The organism is Thalassobacillus devorans, from assembly GCF_900176565.1.
Taxonomy (GTDB): Bacteria; Bacillota; Bacilli; order Bacillales; family Halobacillaceae; genus Thalassobacillus; species Thalassobacillus devorans_A.
This window is the reverse complement of sequence record NZ_FXEH01000006.1, coordinates 1,040,712-1,061,618: the sequence shown is the minus strand read 5'-3', so window position 1 is coordinate 1,061,618 and position 20,907 is coordinate 1,040,712. Positions and strand designations below refer to the sequence as shown.

Here is a 20,907-nt window from a genome sequence, read left to right as displayed (position 1 = left end):
TCTCCCCCTTACTTTCTAGACTTTCTTCTGAATACGGTAGACATAGGCAAGCACTTCTGCCACCGCTTTGTAAAACTGTTCATCGATTGCTTCCCCAATTTCCGAATCATCATACAACGCTCTTGCCAGGGGCCGATTCTCCACCATGACTACCTTATTCGCCTGCGCCACTTCTTTTATTTTCTGCGCGACAAAATCGACTCCCATGGCAAGGACAATCGGAGCGTCGCCCTTTTCCTCGTCATATTTAATTGCAATGGCATAATGCGTCGGATTGGTAATCACAACATCTGCTTCCGGAACTTCGCTCATCATCCGCTGCATGGCCATTTGCCGTTGTTTCTCTTTTATTTTCGATTTAATTAACGGGTCGCCCTCGATATTTTTATGTTCATCTTTGACATCATGTTTCGACATCCGGATGCTTTTTTCAAAGTCATACTTTTGATAACTGTAATCCAGTACCGAAATAATCAGCAGGGCTATAGCAGAAGCTATCCCCATAATGACAGTCGTTTGACCAAAAAAAGCCAATGCCCCCTCGACCGGTCGCTGGGACATCATCATCATGTCATCTTTTCTTAACCAGATAACAGCGAAGGTGATGGTACCAATCATTGTGATTTTCAATAACGATTTCACCAGTTCTACGAGCGCCCGTGCCGAAAAAATCTTTTTTGCCCCCTGGATTGGATTGATTTTACTCAATTTGAACTTCAAAGGATCAGTGGTAAACATGAAGCCGACTTGCAGCCAGTTAGAAGCAAGTCCAGCTATGACCGCTACACCCATAATAGGTGCAAGAACTTTGCTTAACTCAATCGTCGTCTCTGTAAACACCTGGAACACATTCTTCTCGGTCACATCCCAGTGGATATATTCCTGGAAAGCATGTTGATACATGCCTGTCATCACACCTTTAAGAAAATCCCCGAGCACCATAAACAGGGCGAACATGAACAGCATAAGGATTGCTGTATTGACGTCCTGACTTTTTGCGACCTGCCCTTTTTTCCGTGAATCCTGCCGCTTCTTAGGTGTTGCTTTTTCTGTTTTTTCACCTGCGAAGTACTGCAGGTCTAATTTCAAATACATGTCATGCGCCTCCAAACAGTTGCATCAATCCTCTCATCGTAGCAAGCATCGTTTCGAACAAGTTTTCAATTAACATCATGAAAATTCCGATGGATAAAAATAATACAATGAATGCGACGAGAATTTTCAAAGGAAGGCCGACGACAAATACATTCAATTGTGGAACGGTACGTGCGACGATTCCCAGTGCAACATCTACCAGGAACAAGCATCCAACCACAGGTACAGCCATCAAAAAAGCAATGATGAACATCTGGTTGAATGCCTGAATGACAAAGGCAGCAAAATTACCATCCGATAACGGCAGCCAGGACTGCATTGGTATCAATTCATAGCTGTAAAACACCCCGTCCAGCATCAGATGGTGACCATTGACGGCCAACAAGAACAGCAAGGCAAAGGTATAAAGATACTGGCCGATCAACGGACTTTGTGCACCTGTTTGAGGATCGATGACATTGGCGATAGCAAACCCCATCTGGAAATCGATGAACCCTCCTGCAATTTGGACGGCAGCTAAAATGATGTAAGCAATCAGACCGATCATCAGGCCGACCAGCGCTTCTTTTAGAAGCAAAAGTACAAAGGTGCCATTAGGCAAAACGATGGGAACATCGATAGTAAAGAACATCAATAGCGCCAGGAAAAAGCTGAAGCCTATTTTATGCTGCGCGGGTACATTTCGATAGGAAAAGAGCGGCAAGGTAACGAAAAAAGCAGTCACCCGTACCAAAACAAGTAAAAATGCAGGTATGCTTGCCAGATTGATTGTTTCCAGCATACTTTAACCTACCAATATATTAAGATTTCTAAAGATATCTGCCGTGAATTCCACTACCTGGGTAAGCATCCATGGCCCAAAGAAAATAAGACCAAGAAGAACAGCTACAATCTTCGGAATAAAAGCAAGTGTCTGTTCCTGTATTTGAGTGGTAGCCTGGAAAATACTGACCAGCAAACCGACCCCAAGCGCCAAAATCAATAACGGACCTGTAACCATCAAAATCGTATAGATTCCTCTTTCCGCCAGTGAGATGACCATTTCACTGTTCATTAAAGCTACCTCCTGTCTCTAAAACCCTTCCAGTAACGAGTGGGTAATCAAATACCAGCCATCAACCAATACAAATAAAAGAATTTTGAATGGCAGGGAAATCATGACTGGCGGCAGCATCATCATCCCCATCGACATCAAGACGCTTGCCACTGCCATATCAATAACAAGGAACGGAACGAAAATCATGAACCCCATTTGAAAAGCGGTCTTCAGTTCACTGATGGCGAATGCCGGGACAAGGGTTGTCATCGGGATGTCCTGGATCGTATCCGGCCGTTCCATTTGAGCATAATTCATAAAAAGAGCCAGGTCTTTTTGCCGTGTATGCTTTGCCATAAACTCCTTCATCGGTGCCGCGGCTTCTTCATAAGCTTCGTCCAGCGTGATTTCTTCATTGAACAATGGCTGAAGCGCTTGATCGTTCACTTCCTGTAAAGTGGGAGACATTATGAAAAAAGTCAGGAACAACGCTATTCCTATCAGGACCTGGTTAGGAGGCATCTGCTGAGTAGCCAGTGAAGTTCGGACAAATGACAATACGATTAATATACGCGTAAAACTTGTCATCAATATTAAAATACCTGGTGCTAACGAAAGTACTGTAAGCAGCAAAAGGAGACGGACAGCTGTAGAAACGTTCTCCGGATCTGAGCTGGAAAAGATCTCTACGAATTCATTCATCGTTTTGTTCCTCTCCCCGCTTTTTGTTATGTAAAAGCTGGTTACGTTTATCCTTCAGGTCCCCCAGCTCTTCCTGAAACAATTGTTGAAACTGAATGGAAGAGGATGAATCTTCATAAGGAGTACGTTTGTCTTTCTTCTTTGGAAAGAACCGCGTGAAAACCCGCTGATCCATTGACGACTCCGGTTCCGATTTTAATAGCTCCTCTTTTGTATGTTCATCTGTGATTTCTGTAATCATTTCAACATTGTCTCCTACTCCAATTACCAAGACACGACTCCCGATACGAACAACCTGAAGGGAACGGCTGGGACCTAACGATAGACCACCGATATTTTCGAGTTTACGCGTTTTCTGGAATAACTTATTTCTCCGATTAAAAAACTTCAGGAGACCGTAAATTAATCCAAGGACCAACACGAGTGAAAATAGTAACTGGACAAGATTCCAAGCCATTGAACCATTGGCTGTGCTTATTTCGTGCGATTGACTATTTTGGTTAACCGGTGATTCCGTGGACTTTGTCCCCGCTTCCTTGCATCCTTCCAATTCAGGGTTTTCTGTACAATCAATCACCGAAGGGGTCGCCATTACCGGAGTCAATGGAAATGATACCAATAGGAAGAGGACCCCAATCATGAAAATCATTCTATTTATAAACATAACAGCCTCACTTCTTCACTTAATCTATTGCTTTTTGAACTGCTTCGACCACGCGTTCCGCCTGGAAGGGCTTAACAATGAAATCTTTAGCTCCCGCCTGAATCGCTTCGATGACCATCGCCTGCTGTCCCATTGCTGAACACATAATAATTTTTGCGTTCGGGTGGTTCTGCTTAATCACTTTCAGAGCTGAGATTCCATCCATTTCCGGCATCGTGATATCCATAGTCACTAGATCAGGGATAATCTCTTCGAATTTTTCAATGGCTTCTTTCCCATCCTGTGCTTCCCCCGCTACGACATATCCGTGTTGAGTGAGGATATCTTTTAACATCATCCGCATAAATGCAGCATCATCTACAATTAAAATTTTATTAGCCATACAAAACCTCTTCTCTATCCTATCATTTAATCTTTTTCAAGCGATCCTTTGGGCTTAATATATCTGTTACCCTTACACCGAAATTTTCATCAATGACAACGACTTCCCCTTGGGCAATCAGCTTATTATTGACATGGATATCAACAGGTTCACCTGCAAGCTTGTCAAGCTCTACTACGGAACCGGAAGATAATTCTAAAATATCCTTTATCGTGCGTTTTGCTCTGCCTAATTCCACCGTTACCTTTAACGGAATATCGAGCAGCATATCCAGGTTCCGCAGCTCTTTCGATACAGGTGGCTGCGTACCAAAATCAGAAAACTGGGCGGATTGAATCTCCGCTTCCTGCTGTTGGCTACCATATGTACCTAATAACTGGGAAGGCTGCTGTTGCTTATCTTCCTCCGTTAGCTCATGGCTGAAAGGCGTATCTCCGTCCTGCTCCTTACCTGGATAAGAAACACTGCCCTGAGTTGGTACAGACCTTTCAGAAGAAGAGTCATGTTGCAGCAGGTTTTCCACCAAATCTTTCGCAAAACGATAAGGAAGCAATTGCATGAAATTAGAATCTATTAAATTGCCAACCTTCAGATTAAAGGAGATTTTGACGAGGATGTTTTCGTCAGGAATATAATCTAATCCTTCATCTTCCGGGAGATCGAGCATATCAATTTTTGGAGGTGAGATATCTACCCGCTTTTCAAAAATAGTTGACATGCTTGTCGCTGCGGCTCCCATCATCTGGTTCATAGCCTCCTGGACAGCACTCCTATGCATGTCTTCCAGCTCTGTCGGAGGAGTTGTTCCATCCCCACCCAACATTAAATCGCCAATAATACCTGCATCATCTGTGCTGATGATTAGTAAGTTATCCCCTTTAAATCCTTCCGTATAGGTTACTTTGATGGCAACATGGGGCTGAGGGAATTCTTCGTGAATCCGCGCCTTGTCTATTACCATCGTGGAAGGTGCCGTGATTTCCACCTTTTGTTTCAATATGGTGGACAATGCGGTGGCCGCACTGCCGAACGAAATATTTCCAATTTCTCCCAAGGCATCCCTTTCCAGTTCGGTCAGAAAATCTCCTGTGTTCATCCGGGGTTTTGAGGCAGCAGGTTTGCTTTCTCCAGGTTCATCACCCATATTACTTCCATTGAGCAGTGCATCTATTTCATCTTGCGATAACATATCATCATTCATCATTGTCTTCGTCCCCCCCTTTGATTTCTTCCAAAACCTGGACAGCCATTTTTCTCCGCTTCTTTCCTGGCTGAACATAAAACTTAGGTTCTTCATCAATACACAGAAGAAGTGGGTCACTAATCAGCTGATCCAGCTGAATCACATCATCCGGCTTCAGCTGGATGAATTCTTCAATGCTGACCTCTGCTTCCCCTAATATCGCTTTCGCTTCAATTGTTGTTTTTTCCAAAGATTTTGAAAGTGCCTGGTACTCTTCCGGTTTACTTTCCGTCAGCTGTTGGTTCTGCATCCAATAATGGACGGAAAGCTTTGGAATGATTGGCTCCAGAACGACATGTGGAATACAAATATTGACCATTCCAGTCGTTTCCCCAATTGTCATATTCAAAGAAATGATGACCACCGTTTCATTCGGTGAAACTAATTGAAGAAACTGTGGATTCACTTCAAAATCTTCCATTGTCGGTTCCACTTCTACTATGGAACTCCAGGCCTCTTGAAAGTTCTCCGCAGCGTGCTCAAACAATTGCTTCATAATTGTCGTTTCAATTTCCGTCAGATTATCAACTTTGTTAAAACTGGCACCTCTTCCGCCTAATACTCGATCCAGCATGGCGTATGCGATATTCGGATTGATTTCAAACAGAATTCGGCCCGCCAAGGGCGGAAGGCTGAATATATTCAAAATTGTCATTTTAGGTATGGAACGGATGAATTCTTCATAAGGAGCCTGGTCGACAGAAGCGACCGTTATATGTACATAGGTCCGGAGCTTTGCAGAAAAATAAGTAGTCAAAAGCCTCGCAAAATTTTCATGGACTCGTGAAAGGCTCCTTATCTGATCTTTAGAGAAACGGAGCGCACGTTTAAAATCGTAAACCCTGACCCTTTTTTCATGCTGTTCTTCCTTTAATTCTTCCGCATTCATCTCTCCGGTCGAGATTGCGGAAAGAAGTGCATCAATTTCATTTTGAGAAAGTACATCTTCTGCCACTAGTGTCACCTCCGTTCATAAACAACTGATTTTTTTATTGCAAAACTTTTTGAATCGTATAGACTTCAGTAACCTTGCCTTCTGTCATCATGGCATTCAGTTTCGTTTTCAAACTGGCCTCTAACTCATCAAGGCCGCTTTTGAACTCGCTGACTTCCATGGCAGCCAGCTCTTTAATTAACACATTCTGTAATTGAAAATCCCTTTTTTGCAATTCTTCATGGGCGCCTTTACTGTCCGTCACGATTCGGAATTGGATGCGGACAAAACGGTTGTCCTTTAAATCAGTAGTTATCTCTTCCGTTTCATAAGAGGTCTCGATGATATCATCGATGGATCGTTTCCCCTCTGCCTGTGGCTGCTCTCCCATATTCAAGACCAGTATAAGTGCTACGATTCCGAGAACAGCAACACTTGATAAAGAAATAACCATTGTTGTGAGCAGTTTGGAACTCATTCTTGATCTCCAGCTCCCTTCCATTGGCCTGTGAGCCCGATGTCCTGATAAAACCGCTTCATACGAGCGACGATAATTTGTTCTTCTTCCCGGACCACTAATTTTTTGCCAGTCGTGGTGGTTATGGTGGCATCCGGACAGGACTGGATTTGTTCTATGTACAACGCATTAAGTTGAAATGTTTCCCCATTAAGCCGTGTAAGTGTGATCATATGATGGAGGACCCATCTTAAATGAATCCTCCTTTCCTCCCTTATATTAACGCTTCAAATTGACCAATTCCTGAAGGATTTCATCTGATGTTGTTATGATTCTGGTATTAGCCTGAAACCCACGCTGAGCGGTTATCATCTCGGTGAATTCTTCCGAAAGATCGACGTTAGACATTTCCAACGCACCAGCGACTGTTTGTCCCGCCCCGTTTTCCCCTGGTGTCACAAACTCGACGAACTCCCCAGAGTTATTAGTAGCCCGGTACATATTAGAACCGATTTTTTCTAACCCATCCGGGTTTGAAAAATTAGCCAGTTGGATTTGTCCAGCCACTTTGGCTTCATTATCCTCTACAAAAGTAACTGTTCCGTCACTCTGAATACTAAAGCTCTGCGCAGTTTCAGGGATAGTGATTTTCCCTGATTCCCCAACCAAATATTGGCCGTTTCCGCTGACGATATCTCCATTTTCATCGAGATAGAAATTCCCGCCTCTTGTAAAGCTCAAGGGGGTATTCATAACATTACCTTCACCGGTCTCTGAGAGCACAAACATACCGTCCCCTTCAATCGCAAGGTCCAATGGTCGTTCTGTTGACTGACGATTACCTTGTGTATGAATGGTATCTATTGTCCCCAGTTTTGACCCAAGGCCGACCTGAGAAGGGTTGACACCCCCACGCCCATTGTCTGCAGCTCCTTGAGCCCCGCTGATCGTTTGGCTCATCATTGCCTGGAAGGTAGTCCGGCCTTTTTTGTATCCATAGGTGTTGACATTAGCTATATTGTTTCCGATCGTATCAAGTTTTGTCTGAAACCCTTTCATTCCTGAAATTCCACTGTACATTGAACGTAGCATGCAGCTGACATTCCTTTCTTTTTTAAAAGTTTTCAAACTGCTTCAATCAGTCAGCAGTTCCTACGGCTTCCCTTACTGGGTCCAGCCTACTCATCCATTAAAATCGTGCCATTAATATTTGAAAATATTTTTGAAGAAGCTTCGTTACGGTTCATCGCAGTTATAACCGTGTTATTTTTGGTACTGACTAGTAAAGCCGCCTCTGGAAGCAATACCAGTGAATCGGTAATTCCCTTTTTTTTCGCTTCTTGCATCTTTTCAGATAACCGGTCCCATTGCGCTTGGGAAATCACGATATTTCTTTGTTGCAATCGTTCTCCGGCATGCTTACTTAATTTGACTTGCGTGGCATCTGCCAGTACATCTTTGAAAGAAATGCTGCCCGTATCGGAAGTCTGCTGCTTATTAACCTTAGGTAAGGGCATCGGTTGATGCAGCTGATGGATGCGAGGTTCCATATAATCCCCTTTCTATACATCACTCGGCAACTGGCTTATCCGCAAAACGGACTGGACATCGACTTTCGTGCCATTCTCCATTTCCAGCCAGGTTTCACCATCTTTTTGGCTGACAGCTGCAACCACTCCCATTTCTGTTTCAGATTCACCTTCCACAGGATAGGACACTTCTTTTCCAATGAGGGAGCTATACTGTACTACTGGTACAAATGACTGGGAGTCTGCCATTTTTTCCATTGCTTGTGACATATTCATCATCTGCTCCAAACTGGAAAAGCTGGCCATTTGAGAAATGAATTCCTTATCCTCCATTGGGTTCATTGGGTCCTGGGTTTGCAGTTGTGTCATTAATATTTTTAAAAAGTCATCCTTATCTAATGTTGCACTTGTGGATCCCCTGGTTGGCTGCTGTGGTAAATTAAGGGATGGATCTATCTTTGTCATGGCTATCACCTACACTTTCTCATTCACCAATATATCGTGAAAGCTTTCCTTATCCTCCTCCTTGCTTCCGTCAGAATTTTGCTCTCCTGAAGGATGTTTAGAATGAGAGTCGCGTTCCTGGCCGCTGAATGATTGTTCTTTTGATTGGAATTGCTGTTGTCCAGGATGCATATCTGATTTCTCAATGACAACCTGTTGAGGGGAGAACATATGTCGAAGCTGCTGGATATTCCCTTCCAGCATTTCTTTAGCCGACTGAGAAGTTACGAGAATCTTAACAGCCATTTCTCCATTCAATTGCGTCATCTTTACTACTACGTCACCTAAGTTTCCAGGCTTCAACTTCAATTGCATTTCCATTGCGCCAGATTTTAAATGTTGCAGGTTACTAGATTTTATGGCGCGTTCAAACGCGTGCATCAGCTGCTTTTGCACCCCTTCCGATGATTGGTTTTGGTCCAGCCGAATCATAAATTGTTCTACTTTGGAAAGTGGTCCGGCAGAGACAGATCCCGGTTGTGTACCAGATAACTCATTCAAGTTGTATTTGTTAATCGCCTGTTTCAGCCATTTGCTCATATCTTTCGCCGTGACTTGTGACTGGGAGTGGTAAGCTGCGTTTGGCATAGAAGTGCGTGATTGATACCATTTGATCACATCACGTAAAGCCCGATCACCCTCGAGGGTTTCAACTTTCTTCCAAACGGCAGGTTCCTGTAACTTACTTTGCTGCGTCAATAGTTCGAGTGATTGAAGCAGCTTTTTCGCTATACCTCCATACGCACTAACTGAATCAGTACCCGCCTGTTGTAATAATTCTTTGATATGTATGAGTAATGACTGAATATCTCTCGGCATTACTTTTTCTTCACTGGTCTGGATTAGTACATCTGATTCAGCAATGATTTTGCCTGTATCCTCTTCAGAACTGACATAAAAACCGCTGTTTTCAAGGTCGGGTGGGAGTTTCTCTATTTGAAGCAGTTCCACATCTTGTGCAGTGAGCACCAAGGAAGAGAGGGATCCATTGTCTTCCTGCAAGTAGTCCAGCACCGATTGCGGCAATTCCTTCACAACCTCTGAAGCATCGGAACTCCCTTCTCCCTCTGTTTTTACTATAGTTGAGGTAACATACTCCTGCTCCCCTTCTCCAGCAGAAAAGCTATTCGATACTAACTGTGCAAAAGTTTGAGCTGGACCACGAGGGCGATGCTGTGCTGTTATAGAACCGCCTGGTAAGGAAGATGTTGATTTTATAAGACTCGCTTCCATCCTATTTCACCTCCTTTCAAGAATCAGAAAGATTATCAATTTCCATTTGTGAGTAATAGACTGGTTAACTTGGCAGCATCTTTGGGCTCCATTTCTCCTAAGATAGCTCCTCTTTCGTTGGCGGAAAGATTAACTAGCACGGTAACTGCAACCGGCTGATCTAAATTTTTGATGATAGCGGCTGCTTGTTCAGGATCTACTTCCCGGAACGAAGAGGAAATTTGCTTAACCTGAGCTTCTTGTTCTTCATCCGTATCTTCTGCTTTTGTTAGTTTGGCTTCCAGATCTCCAACCTGATGTTCCAATTCATCAATGTTGGCATTGAGCCCCGCTTTTTCCTGTTCCAGCTGCTGAATCTTGGCTTCTTTTTCATCCAGGGTATGTTGTAATTGACCGATCAGCTCTTCCTGTTCTTTTTCATTATCTGTAGGGAATACCGAAGAAATCACCGGCACATCAGCGGCATGCTTCGAAGCCCAATCGCCGACATTTATCCCTGCTATCGTCATGACTATCCATGTTAAAGCAATAGCGAATAAAGCAGGAATGAAGATGACAAAGAAGAACCACTGGACTTTATTCGTTTGTTTTGATTCTTCATCATACGTTTTTGCCATGATCTCACCTGTTTCTTTCTAATAAAAATTGACGCAGCGAAAGCTCATCCATCTGCTTTTTCTCTATTTCCTTCTGACTGTCTTGCCACTGTTTCACTTTTCTATCAATCAACTTATCGAACTTTTTCACTTCTACATGAGCCTCTGTCATTTTCCTTCGGCAGTTCTCCATGTAACTTCTCGCCTGATTGACCTCCGGCTGCAGTTGCACTATCTGTTGGTCCAGGCGTGTAATATAATGCTGCAATTGAGCAAAATGGTGAGCAGTCAACGTTTCACCTGTTATCTTTTCATGCAGCTGCTCCTCGGTTTCTTCTTTCTTTTTCAAAACTCGATATAAATGTTCTGCTATCTCTTCAAACTTCTTTACAGCCTGCTGGTAAGTTTCCTGTGCTGCTAACTTATCATTCTCATGAACATCCCTGATTTTATGAAAAGCTTGTATACTTGCCACCCTTATTAACCCCCGCTATTGAACTGTTTAAACTGGTCCAAGGTGTCAAGAAAAGGTGCTGATTCATGGGTACCTTGCCTTAAAAAATCATTGATAGTGGCATTAGCCTGAATTGCTTCATCCACTCGTCTGTCCGCACCAGTTTTGTAGGCACCAATCTGGATCAATTCCTTATTTTCCTCGTAAGTGGCAAGCAGGTTGCGAACCCGATCAGCCGCTTGTTTGTGGCTTTCATCAATTACCTGGTTCATCACTCTGCTTATGGATTTCAGGACATTGATAGCAGGAAAGTGATTCTGTTCTGCCAGCTTTCGATCTAATATGAAATGACCGTCTAATATCCCCCTGACCGTATCAGCGATCGGCTCATTCATATCATCTCCGTCTACGAGGACGGTATAAAATGCTGTAATTGTTCCCTGGTTACTTGTCCCTGTGCGCTCTAACAGTCTGGGCAGGATGGCAAAGACGGAAGGGGTATAGCCTTTGGTAGTAGGAGGTTCACCTGTAGCCAGCCCTACTTCTCGCTGGGCCATTGCCACCCTTGTCACTGAATCCATCATTAAATTGACCTGATAGCCCAAATCCCTGAAATATTCACTGATAGCCGTCGCTGTATAGGCACCTTTGATTCTCATCAATGCAGGCTGGTCAGAGGTAACTGCAACAATGATCGATTTTTTCAATCCTGCTTCTCCTAGATCGTTTTCAATAAATTCTCTGACCTCTCTTCCTCGTTCGCCAATAAGAGCAATCACATTAATGGTGGCGGAACTGTTTCTTGCAATCATTCCCATCAGTGTACTCTTACCGACACCACTACCCGCGAAAATGCCAATGCGCTGTCCTTTACCAACGGTTAGAAGCGTGTCGATCGCCCTTACGCCAACCTGCAGTGGTTCTTTAATGGTAGGCCGTGATAATGGAGAAGGGGGATCCTGGTCGGTGGGATAAGAACGAAGGCCTTCAGGCAGAGGCTGATTATCTAATGGCTTTCCCAAAGCGTCGACAACCTTCCCAATTAAACCAGTCCCTGTCTTGATAAGCAGAGGAGCACCTGTAGCTTCTACCAGGCTGCCTGGTTTAACATCTTTCACCTCTTTAAAAGGCATCAATAGGATATTCTCATTGTGAAAGCCGACCACTTCCGCTTTTATCTTTTTCTTACTGGGGGAGTGAATGAGGCAGACATCGCCAATCGACGCTTCCGGTCCTTTTGACTCAATCATCAGCCCTACTACCCGATGAATTCTGCCAAAACGTTTATATGTATCCATCTGTTCGATAGCCGTGAGGAGTTTTGCCTTATTCATCTGAGTTTCCCTCATTATTAAATTCTTCAAGCTGTTTCCTCAACTCTGTCAATTGGCTGTCAATGGAAGCGTCGATTCTTCCGAATGGCGATTCGATCAGACAACTGTAGGGATCGAGTTGGGTATGGGGATAAATGGTGAGCTTGGATTTACTGGAAATAAGAGGTTCCAACTCCTGCTTTTGTGTAAGCAGCAGAGAATATTGCTCAGGATGAACCGAAATTATAATTTCCGGTTGATCTTGAACTTCCGCTATTACCCCTTTCACAAGGGACATAAAACTCTCCGGGCTATGTGTGAGCTGCTGGCATATTACTTTTTCAGCAGCCTGTACCGCGATATCCAGTATGTCCGTTTCGCTGGATGCTAGAATCTGTTGATATTCCTCTTTTGCCTGGTCGATTACCAAGCGAGCCTTCTCAATATGCTGAGCGAATTCCTCAAATCCTTTATTTCTCCCCTCTTTTAAACCCTGTTCGAATCCATCCTTTCTGGCATCTTCTGCCAATTGGACACGTTCCTGCTCCCAAATTTGTTTTTTGTCGTTTATTTCTGCTTCCGTATTTCTTAACAGGGCCTCTGCCTGTACACGGGCAGCGTTTCGTTCTCGTTCTGCTTCTTGTAATTTCCTTTCTATCTCTGTCTCCAGGTTCAGATTTTGCGGTTGGTTCTCCTGACCTTGTTCCTGTTCAGAAGCTAATACTGGTCTCAGACGTATAAGACGTGATTTAGCTTCAGATTTAAATTCAGACAATAATATCGTCACCTCCACCACGGGCAATTACGATTTCACCAATTTCTTCCAATCGCCTGATGACTGATACAGTACGTGTCTGGGCTTCTTCTACATCCTTCAAACGTACCGGCCCCATGAATTCCATTTCCTCTTTAAAGTTATCAGCCATTCGCTGGGACATATTGTTAAAGACAACCTCTTTCACTTCTTCGCTTGCTACTTTCAGCGACAGACGCAGGTCATCGTTTTCCACCTCTCTGATTACACGCTGAATGGCACGATTATCAAGCGTGACAATATCTTCGAAAACGAACATCCGTTTCTTGATTTCTTCTGCCAGTTCCGGGTCCTGGATTTCCAGTGCGTCGAGAATGGTTCGCTCTGTACTTCGATCGACGCCATTCAGCACTTCCACTACCGCCGGGATTCCACCCGTCTGAGTATAATCCTGTGTCCCTGTAGATGATAAATGCCGCTCCAGGATTTGTTCTACTTGATTAATGACCTCTGGGGAAGTCGAATCCATTAAAGCTATTCGTTTGGCAATATCCGCCTGCATTTCCTGGGGGAGCTGTGATAAGATTTCAGCAGACTGTGCTGAATCCAAATAGGATAATACGAGCGCAATCGTCTGTGGGTGCTCATTCTGGATGAAATTTAAAATTTGATGCGGGTCTGCTTTCCTCGCAAAGTCAAACGGCCTTACCTGCAAAGTAGAGGTGAGTCTCCCGATAATATTAGAAGCCTCGTTTTCTCCCATCGCTTTCTCAAGCACCGTTCTTGCATAACCGACCCCGCCCTGGGTAATGTAATCCCGCGCTAAAGCAAGCTGGTGGAATTGTTCCAGAATGGCTTCTTTTTGTTTCGCATCGACCTTCTGGACAGAAGAGATCTCCAGGGTCAACTCTTCAATTTCTTCTTCTGATAAATGTTTGTATACTTGTGCAGAAACATCTGGTCCGAGAGAAATTAAAAGAATCGCTGCTTTTTGTTTCCCCGTCAATGTCTTTCTTTTAGGCATCTAATATTCCCCCTAATCTTCCGCAATCCAGGACCTTAATAGCTTGGCGAAATCCTCCGGCTTTTCTTTGGCCATTCGTTCCAGCTGTTTACGTTTTTTTGTTTCCTCAGTGTCTTTTTCGACATCCAGCTCAGGGATAGGTTCTTCCGCCGGTTCCTGGATAAATTCCTGATAGCTTTCTTCTTCGTACTCCTCTTCACGATTTTTACGGAATAACACCCATAATAACGTGAGTACGATAACGAGCAATATGCCCCCGGCAATATATGCCCATAGCGGGATCACAGGTGAAGCAGGTGCTTTCGCTTCCGCTCCGCTGAATTCCTGAAAGACAATCGACACCTTTTCTCCAGGTGAACTCACTTCATATGGGGCTGCAACAGAGGTAGATATAATCGAATCGAGCAGTGAGGTGACACTGGCTTCTACAGTTGCTTGTTCCTGTTGAGATAAAAGTTGAACCTCCCCAGCTTCATCCGTACCTTTTGAAGTGTCAATGGCTACCTGTATACCAATGTCCCTGATTTTATATGGACTTTCGACGATTTCCCGTTGAATCCGGTCAAACTCGTTATTAATGGTCTCTTTGACCATCTCATAATCTCCTTCGCCGGCCTCTTCTTCTGCATTGTAACCCGGCACGTCTTCCTCTCCTGCAGGTACACCGCCTTCTATCGGTGGATTGCCGGTATAGGTTTCTGTTAAGCGTTCCACGCTGACAGGAAGGCCTTCCATCGTATCTGGATCGACCGGCTCTACTAATTCTTCTATCCGGTTTTCCTGTGTGAAATCGATATCTGTTGTGACAGAGGCCACTACTTTATCCATACCGATCATGGTGCCCAGCATTTGCTGGACGCGGCGCTGGATATCCCGCTCAATATCTTTCTTGATGTTTTGCTGTTGGGTATATGTATCTCCACTCGCCAGTGAATCTGAATTATTTAGATCGTAATACTCAAAGTATTGATTCATGATGACGATATTGTCAGTAGATAGATTTGGTACTGATTTGGAAACAAGGTTATAAAGACCTTGCAGCTGATTATCTTTGAACTGATAACCTGGCGTTGTATGTAATACGATAGATGCTGTGGACTCCTGGTTTTCATCTCCGATAAATACTGGTTCGGGCGGCTGATTGATCATTACTTGCGCGTCCTGGATCCCTTCAATTCCAATCATTAAATTAGCCAATTCGGTCTGCATGGTATCCAGTTTGATCATGTCGAATTCGTTGTCTGTCATCCCCCAGGATGTGTTTTCACTAAAAAAGGAATAATCGATACTGCCGTTTTTGGGAAGCCCTGCCGCAGCTAACTCTACTAAAAGTGTATCGACCTGCGATTCCGGCACCAGTATGGTTGTACCGCCTTCCGTCAACTTATAGGGAGTATTGCGTGCATCCAGTTCCGTTTTCATAAGACCGATTTCCTGTAAAGAAAGGTTTTGGTAAAGGGGGACCATGTTGCTCTTTGAAGATAAAACACTTATCAAAAGCAAAGCGATAAAAAAGATCAGTACCGAACCAATCAGGGTTCCTTTTTGAGCTTTCGTCCGTTCTTTCCAAAAGTTCGAAACAGATTCTTTGAAAATTAATAAATTTTTTCTCATAATTGCCCCCATAAAACACACACTTCATCAGAATAATATAATGTCGAATCGCGATAGATCGGAATTACACTTGCATCCGCATAATTTCGCGATAGGCTTCTATCACTTTACCCTGGACTTCTACCGAGGTCTGTAAAGTGATACTCGCTTTTTGTGCAGTTGTCATAACGTCATGCAAATCATTGATTTTTCCTTTTGCCAAGGCTTCTGTTTTTTGATCCGACAGTTTCTGGCTGCTGTTCACACCAGCTATCGCTTTTTTCAAGTCGGAGGCAAAAGCACTATGGGCCTCAGCGGGAGTATTCTTTAGGTTTGTCTGTGACTTGTTTAGAAATGGAGACACTTGATTAACTGCGGATAAATTGGTCATGTCTTTCACCTGCCTTATTTTCCGATTTCTAACGCTTTCATCAACATTGACTTTGACGCGTTAATGGAAGTAATGTTGGCTTCATAAGAGCGGGTAGCGCTCATTAAATCGACCATTTCCCTTAGCGGATCGACATTAGGTAACCTTACATAGCCGTCTTCGTCCGCATCAGGGTGAGTGGGATTATGCTCCATTTTGAAGGGCTCTTTGTCATCTTCCCGGATTTCACTGACACGTAATCCTTCTGCTGAATCAGCGGACGCTGCTGTCGCTTTCTTTAAAAATGTACCGAAGCTTTTCTGGCCAGATTCAAAAACCACCTGTTTACGTCGATAGGGCTGCCAATCTCCGTTTTCATCCAATCGGGCCCTGGTGGTCTCCGCATTAGCAATGTTGGAAGATATCGTGTCCATTCGTAAACGCTGGGCAGTCAGCGCACTTGCACTCGTATTCATAGACTGAAAAATACTCACACTATCTACCTCCCTTGATTACAGTTTCCAGACTCCGAAACTTTCCATTTAAACGATCGACCATTGATTGATAAAAGAGCTGGTTTTTTGCGAGCTCATTCATTTCTTTGTCGATATCCACATTATTTCCGTTGTGATTATAGGCAGTCCCGTTATCTTTCACTACCTTATAAGCCATTGGACCATCGGAAGCTCCGCCAATCGGAAGGTGTTGAGGGTGTGTGCGAATCCCTGAAATACTTTCTTTCTGTTTTTCAGCCAGTACTTCTTTGAATAAAACCTTCTTAGCCTTAAAGCCTGGAGTATCTACATTCGCAATATTGTTTGCAATCGTATTGTTTTTCTTAGATGCGTAGTTTAAGGAATGCTCCAGTGTCTGGATGGTACCTCCAAATAAATTCATCTTTCTTCTACCTCCTGATTTATGGACATGGTCCCATAACCTACCAACACATTGTAAGAAATTAATGACACGTTGTCTATGCGAATTCGTCAATATGTTATGAAACCTTACAGAAAATGACTATATTACCGGGTACTTTTAATTAATTATTATACATATTTTTACATTAAAAACTTTATGTAGGAATATTGTAGGATTTTGCCGAATAATGAACACCTTACCAATATTATGACACACAACATAAACAAAAGGAATCTACCATTTGTGAACATAGAGAGGATATTTTTCAGACATAGACTACGTTAGCTTTGCAGATTTAATAGAGCGAGTAATTATTAGTTATTGAAGAGGCAGCCCGGCATAAATAAAGCTCAGAGTCATTATCGACTCTGAGCTTTTGAAGTTATTTCACGAAACTGTACTTTTTTGATCTTTTCTATTAATTTGTACGAAGTTTTTGAAGTTCGACTAAGAAATTGTTATTGAGCACTTTGATATAGGTACCTTTCATTCCAAGGGAACGGGATTCTATAACTCCGGCACTTTCTAATTTACGTAATGCGTTAACGATGACGGATCTGGTGATGCCGACACGATCCGCGATCTTGCTGGCAACAAGCAGCCCTTCGTTCCCTTCCAGTTCCTCAAAAATATGTTCAATCGCCTCCAGTTCACTATAAGACAAGGAACTGATTGCCATCTGAACAACAGCCTTACTTCTTGCCTCTTGTTCGATTTCTTCGGTCTTTTCATGAAGGATTTCCATTCCTACCACCGTAGCCCCGTATTCAGCAAGCAACAGATCATCTTCTTCAAAACTGTCACTCAGGCGGCTGAGGATCAATGTTCCAAGGCGTTCCCCGCCCCCGATAATCGGTACGATAGTTGTGAGACCATTTTCAAAAAGTTCCCTGTTTTCTACAGGAAATGCGGTATATTCACTATCAATATCAATATTGGCAGTTGTTTCCTGGATGGTGAATAGATTTTGGGTATACGCTTCCGGGAACTGACGTTCAGAAAGCATCGCTTTCATACGCTCATTTTCAATTTCCTGTTTAATCGCAAAACCTAATAGCTTACCTCGGCGGCTCAAAATAAAAATGTTGGCCCCAATGACATCGCGCAAAGTGGCTGACATGTCATTGAAATTAACTGATTTCCCTGTTGTTTTCTGTAACATAGAGTTGATTTTTCTGGCACGTTCTAATAATTGCATGTTTCTTTTCCTCCTAACTTTACTCGCTTACTAAAGGATAAACCGGCTTAAATCTTTATTTTTCACGATGCTGCTAAGTTTTTCATCGACGTATTGTGGGGTGATTTTTATCGTGTCCATCGTTACATCGGGAGCTTCAAACGATAAATCCTCCAGCAATTTTTCGAGAATTGTGTGCAGTCTTCGCGCGCCGATATTATCTGTGTCCTGATTAACTTCAAAGGCGATTTCTGCTAGCTTAGTTACAGCTTCGTCAGAAAATTCAACCTTTATACCTTCTGTTTCCAATAAAGCTTCATATTGTTTTAAAAGTGCATTGGAAGGCTCTCTCAAAATCCGTTTAAAGTCTTCTACAGTAAGTTTCTCCAATTCTACACGAATCGGAAACCTTCCCTGCAGTTCCGGGATAAGGTCCGAAGGCTTAGCCATATGAAAAGCACCGGCAGCCACGAATAAAATGTGGTCGGTTTTGACAGGTCCGTGCTTGGTAACTACAGTTGATCCTTCTACAATGGGAAGAATGTCACGTTGGACACCTTCACGGGAGACATTTGCCTGATTATCACTTTTGGCAGCGACTTTATCGATTTCATCTATAAAGATCATGCCGGATTGTTCTACTTTTTCAATAGCCTGCTGGCTGACTTCATCCATATCAATTAATTTTTGCGCTTCTTCCTGTGTCAGTATTTTTCGGGCTTCCGATACAGGCAGGCGGCGTTTCTTCTTTTTCTTCGGCATGAATTGACTCATAGCATCTTGCATATTCATACCCATTTGCTCCATTCCTGAACCCTGGAGCATATCAAACATGGATGGCTGCTGTTCTTCCACTTCTACATTGACAATGCGGTCTTCTAACTCACCCATTGCCAGCTGCAGGGCTATCCGCTTCCGTTTACTTTCGACTTCCGCTTCTTCATCACCCATAGTATCCTGGGTTTCTTGACCGCCTTGCTGATTGAACAGCATTTCAAAAGGGTTCTTGAAGTTCGCCTGCTTTTTCTTAGATGGAACCAGCAACTCTACAAGCCGCTTGTTCGCTTGTTCTTCCGCGCGTCCTTTAACGGCTTCCATCTTCTCTTCTTTTACCATCCGGACTGCGGTTTCCATCAAATCTCTTACCATTGATTCGACATCCCGTCCGACATAGCCGACTTCCGTGAATTTAGTAGCTTCCACTTTGACAAACGGTGCCCCTACCAGTTTGGCAAGTCTGCGTGCAATTTCGGTTTTTCCGACACCAGTGGGACCAATCATCAAAATGTTTTTCGGTACAATCTCTTCCCGCAGCTGATCATCCAGTCTCATACGGCGGTATCGATTCCGTAATGCGACAGCAACTGATTTTTTGGCATCATTCTGGCCAATGATGTATTGATTCAGTTTTTCTACAATTTGTCTGGGGGTTAATTCAAATGACATTCCACCAGCCTCCTTATTCAATGACCTCGAGGGTAATCTGGTCATTCGTGAAGACACAAATTTCTCCAGCGATCTCTAATGCTGCCTGGGCGATTTCTTTGGCACTTTTTTCTGTGGAATAACGTTTCAGTGCACGCCCGGCACTTAGGGCATAATTGCCTCCGGAACCAATAGCCAGAATGCCATCATCCGGTTCAATCACTTCTCCAGTACCGGAAACCAGAAACATGCTGTCTTTATCCATGACAATCAACATGGCCTCCAGCTTTCTTAGCACTTTATCGCTTCGCCACTCTTTGGCTAATTCCACCGCCGCCCGGGCAAGATTGCCATCATAAGCTTCCAGGTTGGCTTCAAACTTTTCGAACAGTGTGAAAGCATCGGCTACGGAACCGGCAAAACCCGCCAGAACCTTTCCTTTAAAGAGACGCCTTACTTTCTTCGCGGTATGTTTCATAACTACCTGGTTGCCAAGTGTCACTTGGCCGTCGCCGCTCATCGCACATTGCCCTTTGTGCTGTACAGCAAAAATTGTCGTTGCATGAAATTGCTCACTCATCCTCTTCTCACCTCTATTTATTCGCTCTCGGGTGACTATCCCTATATATTTTACGCAAATGGTCCTTCGTCACATGAGTATAAATCTGTGTGGATGATAAATTTTCATGACCAAGCAGCTCCTGGACTGCCCGTAGATCAGCACCTTGATTCAGCATATGGGTCGCAAAGCTATGCCTTAATTTATGGGGATGTATGTTGACAGTCATAGCAGCTTTTTCAACCAGTTTATCCAGGATAAGACGTACACCGCGATCGGACAGGTCCCCGCCTTTTGCGTTCAAAAACAGCTGAACTGGCTGGGCTTTGCTTTTTTGTGATAGCCTTTCGCGTCCATCCTCGATATACCTCTTCAATGCCCTTTCAGCAAACTGGCCAAAGGGTACATACCTTTCCTTTCGCCCTTTTCCCCTTACCAAAATTGTACCGATAGCAAAATCTATATCCTCTACTTTGGTACCGACACATTCACTGACACGCATTCCCGTCCCATACATCAATTCAAGCAAAGCCTGATTCCTTTGCCCAAGAGGATCAGTCAAATCGCTCACAGAAAATAACCGCTCCAGTTCTTCTTCATAAAAGAATTCTGGAATCGGTTTACCCTCCTTTGGCAGGGAAACATTGAGGAATGGGTTATGGGAAATTTTTCCTTCCCTCTCCAGGAACCGGTAAAACGACCGCATACAGGAAAGCTTCCGTGATACACTTCTGCGGGAAAGCTTCTGCTGGTATAACTGCGTCAGGAATATCCGGATCAAAGGGTAATCAACTTCTTTGATACTGGCTATACCTTCTGTTTGCATAAAAAGAAAAAATGCATCGACATCTTTCTCATAGTGTTGAATCGTTAATGAAGATGCATTTTTTTCAATTTGCAGATATTCCAGAAAAAGTAGTTTTTCTGTTTGTAAGTCGTCCATAT

27 protein-coding genes are annotated in these 20,907 nt (G+C 43.5%); all 27 read right to left on the bottom strand.

Features of this window, described 5'->3' with window-relative positions:
* Positions 1–15 precede the first annotated feature (15 nt).
* The 27 genes from flhB to xerC all read right to left on the bottom strand — a co-directional run bounded on the left by flhB (position 16) and on the right by xerC (position 20,905).
* A complete protein-coding gene (gene flhB / locus B9Y67_RS16295; protein WP_085508310.1) occupies positions 16–1,095 on the bottom strand; it encodes a flagellar biosynthesis protein FlhB in 1,080 nt (359 codons plus the stop codon).
* A 1-nt stretch (position 1,096) separates the two neighbouring features.
* On the bottom strand, positions 1,097–1,876 hold the full coding sequence (gene fliR, locus B9Y67_RS16290; protein ID WP_085508308.1) for a flagellar biosynthetic protein FliR: 780 nt from the start codon (positions 1,874–1,876) through the stop codon (positions 1,097–1,099).
* 3 nt (positions 1,877–1,879) lie between these two features.
* Entirely contained in the window at positions 1,880–2,149 is a 270-nt protein-coding gene (gene fliQ, locus B9Y67_RS16285; protein WP_085508306.1) for a flagellar biosynthesis protein FliQ, read from the bottom strand.
* A gap of 18 nt (positions 2,150–2,167) precedes the next feature.
* Positions 2,168–2,833: a flagellar type III secretion system pore protein FliP gene (gene fliP, locus B9Y67_RS16280; RefSeq protein ID WP_085508304.1), complete on the bottom strand. Its 666-nt coding sequence runs from the start codon at positions 2,831–2,833 to the stop codon at positions 2,168–2,170.
* On the bottom strand, positions 2,826–3,482 hold the full coding sequence (locus B9Y67_RS16275; protein WP_176224030.1) for a flagellar biosynthetic protein FliO: 657 nt from the start codon (positions 3,480–3,482) through the stop codon (positions 2,826–2,828). The genes fliP and B9Y67_RS16275 overlap by 8 nt, the downstream gene beginning before the upstream one ends.
* Before the next feature lie 34 nt (positions 3,483–3,516).
* Positions 3,517–3,879 carry a response regulator gene (locus B9Y67_RS16270; protein WP_085508300.1) on the bottom strand — a complete coding sequence of 121 codons (363 nt, stop codon included), beginning with the start codon at positions 3,877–3,879 and terminating at the stop codon, positions 3,517–3,519.
* Between the two features lie 22 nt (positions 3,880–3,901).
* A complete protein-coding gene (gene fliY, locus B9Y67_RS16265) occupies positions 3,902–5,083 on the bottom strand; it encodes a flagellar motor switch phosphatase FliY (RefSeq protein WP_085508298.1) in 1,182 nt (393 codons plus the stop codon).
* Positions 5,073–6,077 carry a flagellar motor switch protein FliM gene (gene fliM / locus B9Y67_RS16260; protein WP_085508296.1) on the bottom strand — a complete coding sequence of 335 codons (1,005 nt, stop codon included), beginning with the start codon at positions 6,075–6,077 and terminating at the stop codon, positions 5,073–5,075. Before fliM ends, fliY begins: the two co-directional genes overlap by 11 nt.
* Before the next feature lie 34 nt (positions 6,078–6,111).
* Positions 6,112–6,534: a flagellar basal body-associated protein FliL gene (gene fliL, locus B9Y67_RS16255; protein WP_085508295.1), complete on the bottom strand. Its 423-nt coding sequence runs from the start codon at positions 6,532–6,534 to the stop codon at positions 6,112–6,114.
* The gene (locus B9Y67_RS16250; protein ID WP_085508293.1) at positions 6,531–6,746 is read right to left on the bottom strand and encodes a flagellar FlbD family protein; all 216 of its coding nucleotides are present in this window, start codon (positions 6,744–6,746) and stop codon (positions 6,531–6,533) included. Before B9Y67_RS16250 ends, fliL begins: the two co-directional genes overlap by 4 nt.
* Before the next feature lie 46 nt (positions 6,747–6,792).
* Positions 6,793–7,605, bottom strand: coding sequence for a flagellar basal body rod protein FlgG (gene flgG, locus B9Y67_RS16245; protein WP_085508291.1), 813 nt, complete (start codon positions 7,603–7,605; stop codon positions 6,793–6,795).
* 86 nt (positions 7,606–7,691) lie between these two features.
* Complete coding sequence (locus tag B9Y67_RS16240) at positions 7,692–8,063, bottom strand: TIGR02530 family flagellar biosynthesis protein (protein ID WP_085508289.1); 372 nt, start codon at positions 8,061–8,063, stop codon at positions 7,692–7,694.
* 12 nt (positions 8,064–8,075) lie between these two features.
* Complete coding sequence (flgD, locus tag B9Y67_RS16235) at positions 8,076–8,507, bottom strand: flagellar hook assembly protein FlgD (protein ID WP_085508287.1); 432 nt, start codon at positions 8,505–8,507, stop codon at positions 8,076–8,078.
* A 9-nt stretch (positions 8,508–8,516) separates the two neighbouring features.
* On the bottom strand, positions 8,517–9,779 hold the full coding sequence (locus B9Y67_RS16230; RefSeq protein ID WP_085508285.1) for a flagellar hook-length control protein FliK: 1,263 nt from the start codon (positions 9,777–9,779) through the stop codon (positions 8,517–8,519).
* 35 nt (positions 9,780–9,814) lie between these two features.
* Positions 9,815–10,396 carry a MotE family protein gene (locus B9Y67_RS16225; protein WP_085508283.1) on the bottom strand — a complete coding sequence of 194 codons (582 nt, stop codon included), beginning with the start codon at positions 10,394–10,396 and terminating at the stop codon, positions 9,815–9,817.
* A 4-nt stretch (positions 10,397–10,400) separates the two neighbouring features.
* Positions 10,401–10,850, bottom strand: coding sequence for a flagellar export protein FliJ (fliJ, locus tag B9Y67_RS16220; protein WP_176224029.1), 450 nt, complete (start codon positions 10,848–10,850; stop codon positions 10,401–10,403).
* Positions 10,851–10,855: 5 nt separating this feature from the next.
* The gene (fliI, locus tag B9Y67_RS16215; RefSeq protein ID WP_085508278.1) at positions 10,856–12,163 is read right to left on the bottom strand and encodes a flagellar protein export ATPase FliI; all 1,308 of its coding nucleotides are present in this window, start codon (positions 12,161–12,163) and stop codon (positions 10,856–10,858) included.
* Positions 12,156–12,917, bottom strand: coding sequence for a flagellar assembly protein FliH (gene fliH, locus B9Y67_RS16210; protein ID WP_176224028.1), 762 nt, complete (start codon positions 12,915–12,917; stop codon positions 12,156–12,158). Before fliH ends, fliI begins: the two co-directional genes overlap by 8 nt.
* On the bottom strand, positions 12,910–13,920 hold the full coding sequence (fliG, locus tag B9Y67_RS16205) for a flagellar motor switch protein FliG (protein ID WP_085508273.1): 1,011 nt from the start codon (positions 13,918–13,920) through the stop codon (positions 12,910–12,912). Before fliG ends, fliH begins: the two co-directional genes overlap by 8 nt.
* A 12-nt stretch (positions 13,921–13,932) precedes the next feature.
* Positions 13,933–15,534 (bottom strand): flagellar basal-body MS-ring/collar protein FliF, encoded by a 1,602-nt coding sequence (gene fliF / locus B9Y67_RS16200; RefSeq protein WP_085508271.1) that lies wholly within the window; start codon positions 15,532–15,534, stop codon positions 13,933–13,935.
* A 64-nt stretch (positions 15,535–15,598) separates the two neighbouring features.
* Entirely contained in the window at positions 15,599–15,904 is a 306-nt protein-coding gene (gene fliE, locus B9Y67_RS16195) for a flagellar hook-basal body complex protein FliE (protein WP_085508268.1), read from the bottom strand.
* A 14-nt stretch (positions 15,905–15,918) separates the two neighbouring features.
* Positions 15,919–16,377, bottom strand: a complete 459-nt coding sequence (flgC, locus tag B9Y67_RS16190; protein WP_085508266.1) for a flagellar basal body rod protein FlgC — start codon at positions 16,375–16,377, stop codon at positions 15,919–15,921.
* A gap of 1 nt (position 16,378) precedes the next feature.
* Positions 16,379–16,780 carry a flagellar basal body rod protein FlgB gene (gene flgB / locus B9Y67_RS16185; RefSeq protein ID WP_085508263.1) on the bottom strand — a complete coding sequence of 134 codons (402 nt, stop codon included), beginning with the start codon at positions 16,778–16,780 and terminating at the stop codon, positions 16,379–16,381.
* Positions 16,781–17,219: 439 nt separating this feature from the next.
* Positions 17,220–17,999, bottom strand: a complete 780-nt coding sequence (codY, locus tag B9Y67_RS16180; protein WP_028782780.1) for a GTP-sensing pleiotropic transcriptional regulator CodY — start codon at positions 17,997–17,999, stop codon at positions 17,220–17,222.
* A 30-nt stretch (positions 18,000–18,029) separates the two neighbouring features.
* A complete protein-coding gene (gene hslU / locus B9Y67_RS16175; protein ID WP_085508261.1) occupies positions 18,030–19,424 on the bottom strand; it encodes an HslU--HslV peptidase ATPase subunit in 1,395 nt (464 codons plus the stop codon).
* Between the two features lie 13 nt (positions 19,425–19,437).
* Positions 19,438–19,983 (bottom strand): ATP-dependent protease subunit HslV, encoded by a 546-nt coding sequence (gene hslV, locus B9Y67_RS16170; protein ID WP_085508258.1) that lies wholly within the window; start codon positions 19,981–19,983, stop codon positions 19,438–19,440.
* 13 nt (positions 19,984–19,996) lie between these two features.
* On the bottom strand, positions 19,997–20,905 hold the full coding sequence (xerC, locus tag B9Y67_RS16165) for a tyrosine recombinase XerC (protein WP_085508256.1): 909 nt from the start codon (positions 20,903–20,905) through the stop codon (positions 19,997–19,999).
* Positions 20,906–20,907 lie beyond the last annotated feature (2 nt).

Excerpts from the sequence above, each read along its gene's own strand:
- flgG (WP_085508291.1), bottom strand. The coding sequence starts at position 7,605 with ATGCTACGTTCAATGTACAGTGGAATTTCAGGAATGAAAGGGTTTCAG.
- B9Y67_RS16240 (WP_085508289.1), bottom strand. The coding sequence starts at position 8,063 with ATGGAACCTCGCATCCATCAGCTGCATCAACCGATGCCCTTACCTAAG.
- fliR (WP_085508308.1), bottom strand. The coding sequence starts at position 1,876 with ATGCTGGAAACAATCAATCTGGCAAGCATACCTGCATTTTTACTTGTT.
- B9Y67_RS16225 (WP_085508283.1), bottom strand. The coding sequence starts at position 10,396 with ATGGCAAAAACGTATGATGAAGAATCAAAACAAACGAATAAAGTCCAG.
- fliL (WP_085508295.1), bottom strand. The coding sequence starts at position 6,534 with ATGAGTTCCAAACTGCTCACAACAATGGTTATTTCTTTATCAAGTGTT.
- fliY (WP_085508298.1), bottom strand. The coding sequence starts at position 5,083 with ATGATGAATGATGATATGTTATCGCAAGATGAAATAGATGCACTGCTC.
- B9Y67_RS16270 (WP_085508300.1), bottom strand. The coding sequence starts at position 3,879 with ATGGCTAATAAAATTTTAATTGTAGATGATGCTGCATTTATGCGGATG.
- fliI (WP_085508278.1), bottom strand. The coding sequence starts at position 12,163 with ATGAATAAGGCAAAACTCCTCACGGCTATCGAACAGATGGATACATAT.
- B9Y67_RS16275 (WP_176224030.1), bottom strand. The coding sequence starts at position 3,482 with ATGATTTTCATGATTGGGGTCCTCTTCCTATTGGTATCATTTCCATTG.
- fliE (WP_085508268.1), bottom strand. The coding sequence starts at position 15,904 with ATGACCAATTTATCCGCAGTTAATCAAGTGTCTCCATTTCTAAACAAG.
- hslU (WP_085508261.1), bottom strand. The coding sequence starts at position 19,424 with ATGTCATTTGAATTAACCCCCAGACAAATTGTAGAAAAACTGAATCAA.
- fliG (WP_085508273.1), bottom strand. The coding sequence starts at position 13,920 with ATGCCTAAAAGAAAGACATTGACGGGGAAACAAAAAGCAGCGATTCTT.
- B9Y67_RS16230 (WP_085508285.1), bottom strand. The coding sequence starts at position 9,779 with ATGGAAGCGAGTCTTATAAAATCAACATCTTCCTTACCAGGCGGTTCT.
- flgB (WP_085508263.1), bottom strand. The coding sequence starts at position 16,780 with ATGAATTTATTTGGAGGTACCATCCAGACACTGGAGCATTCCTTAAAC.
- fliF (WP_085508271.1), bottom strand. The coding sequence starts at position 15,534 with ATGAGAAAAAATTTATTAATTTTCAAAGAATCTGTTTCGAACTTTTGG.
- codY (WP_028782780.1), bottom strand. The coding sequence starts at position 17,999 with ATGCAATTATTAGAACGTGCCAGAAAAATCAACTCTATGTTACAGAAA.
- flgD (WP_085508287.1), bottom strand. The coding sequence starts at position 8,507 with ATGACAAAGATAGATCCATCCCTTAATTTACCACAGCAGCCAACCAGG.
- fliQ (WP_085508306.1), bottom strand. The coding sequence starts at position 2,149 with ATGAACAGTGAAATGGTCATCTCACTGGCGGAAAGAGGAATCTATACG.
- flhB (WP_085508310.1), bottom strand. The coding sequence starts at position 1,095 with ATGTATTTGAAATTAGACCTGCAGTACTTCGCAGGTGAAAAAACAGAA.
- hslV (WP_085508258.1), bottom strand. The coding sequence starts at position 19,983 with ATGAGTGAGCAATTTCATGCAACGACAATTTTTGCTGTACAGCACAAA.
- fliP (WP_085508304.1), bottom strand. The coding sequence starts at position 2,833 with ATGAATGAATTCGTAGAGATCTTTTCCAGCTCAGATCCGGAGAACGTT.
- B9Y67_RS16250 (WP_085508293.1), bottom strand. The coding sequence starts at position 6,746 with ATGATCACACTTACACGGCTTAATGGGGAAACATTTCAACTTAATGCG.
- xerC (WP_085508256.1), bottom strand. The coding sequence starts at position 20,905 with ATGGACGACTTACAAACAGAAAAACTACTTTTTCTGGAATATCTGCAA.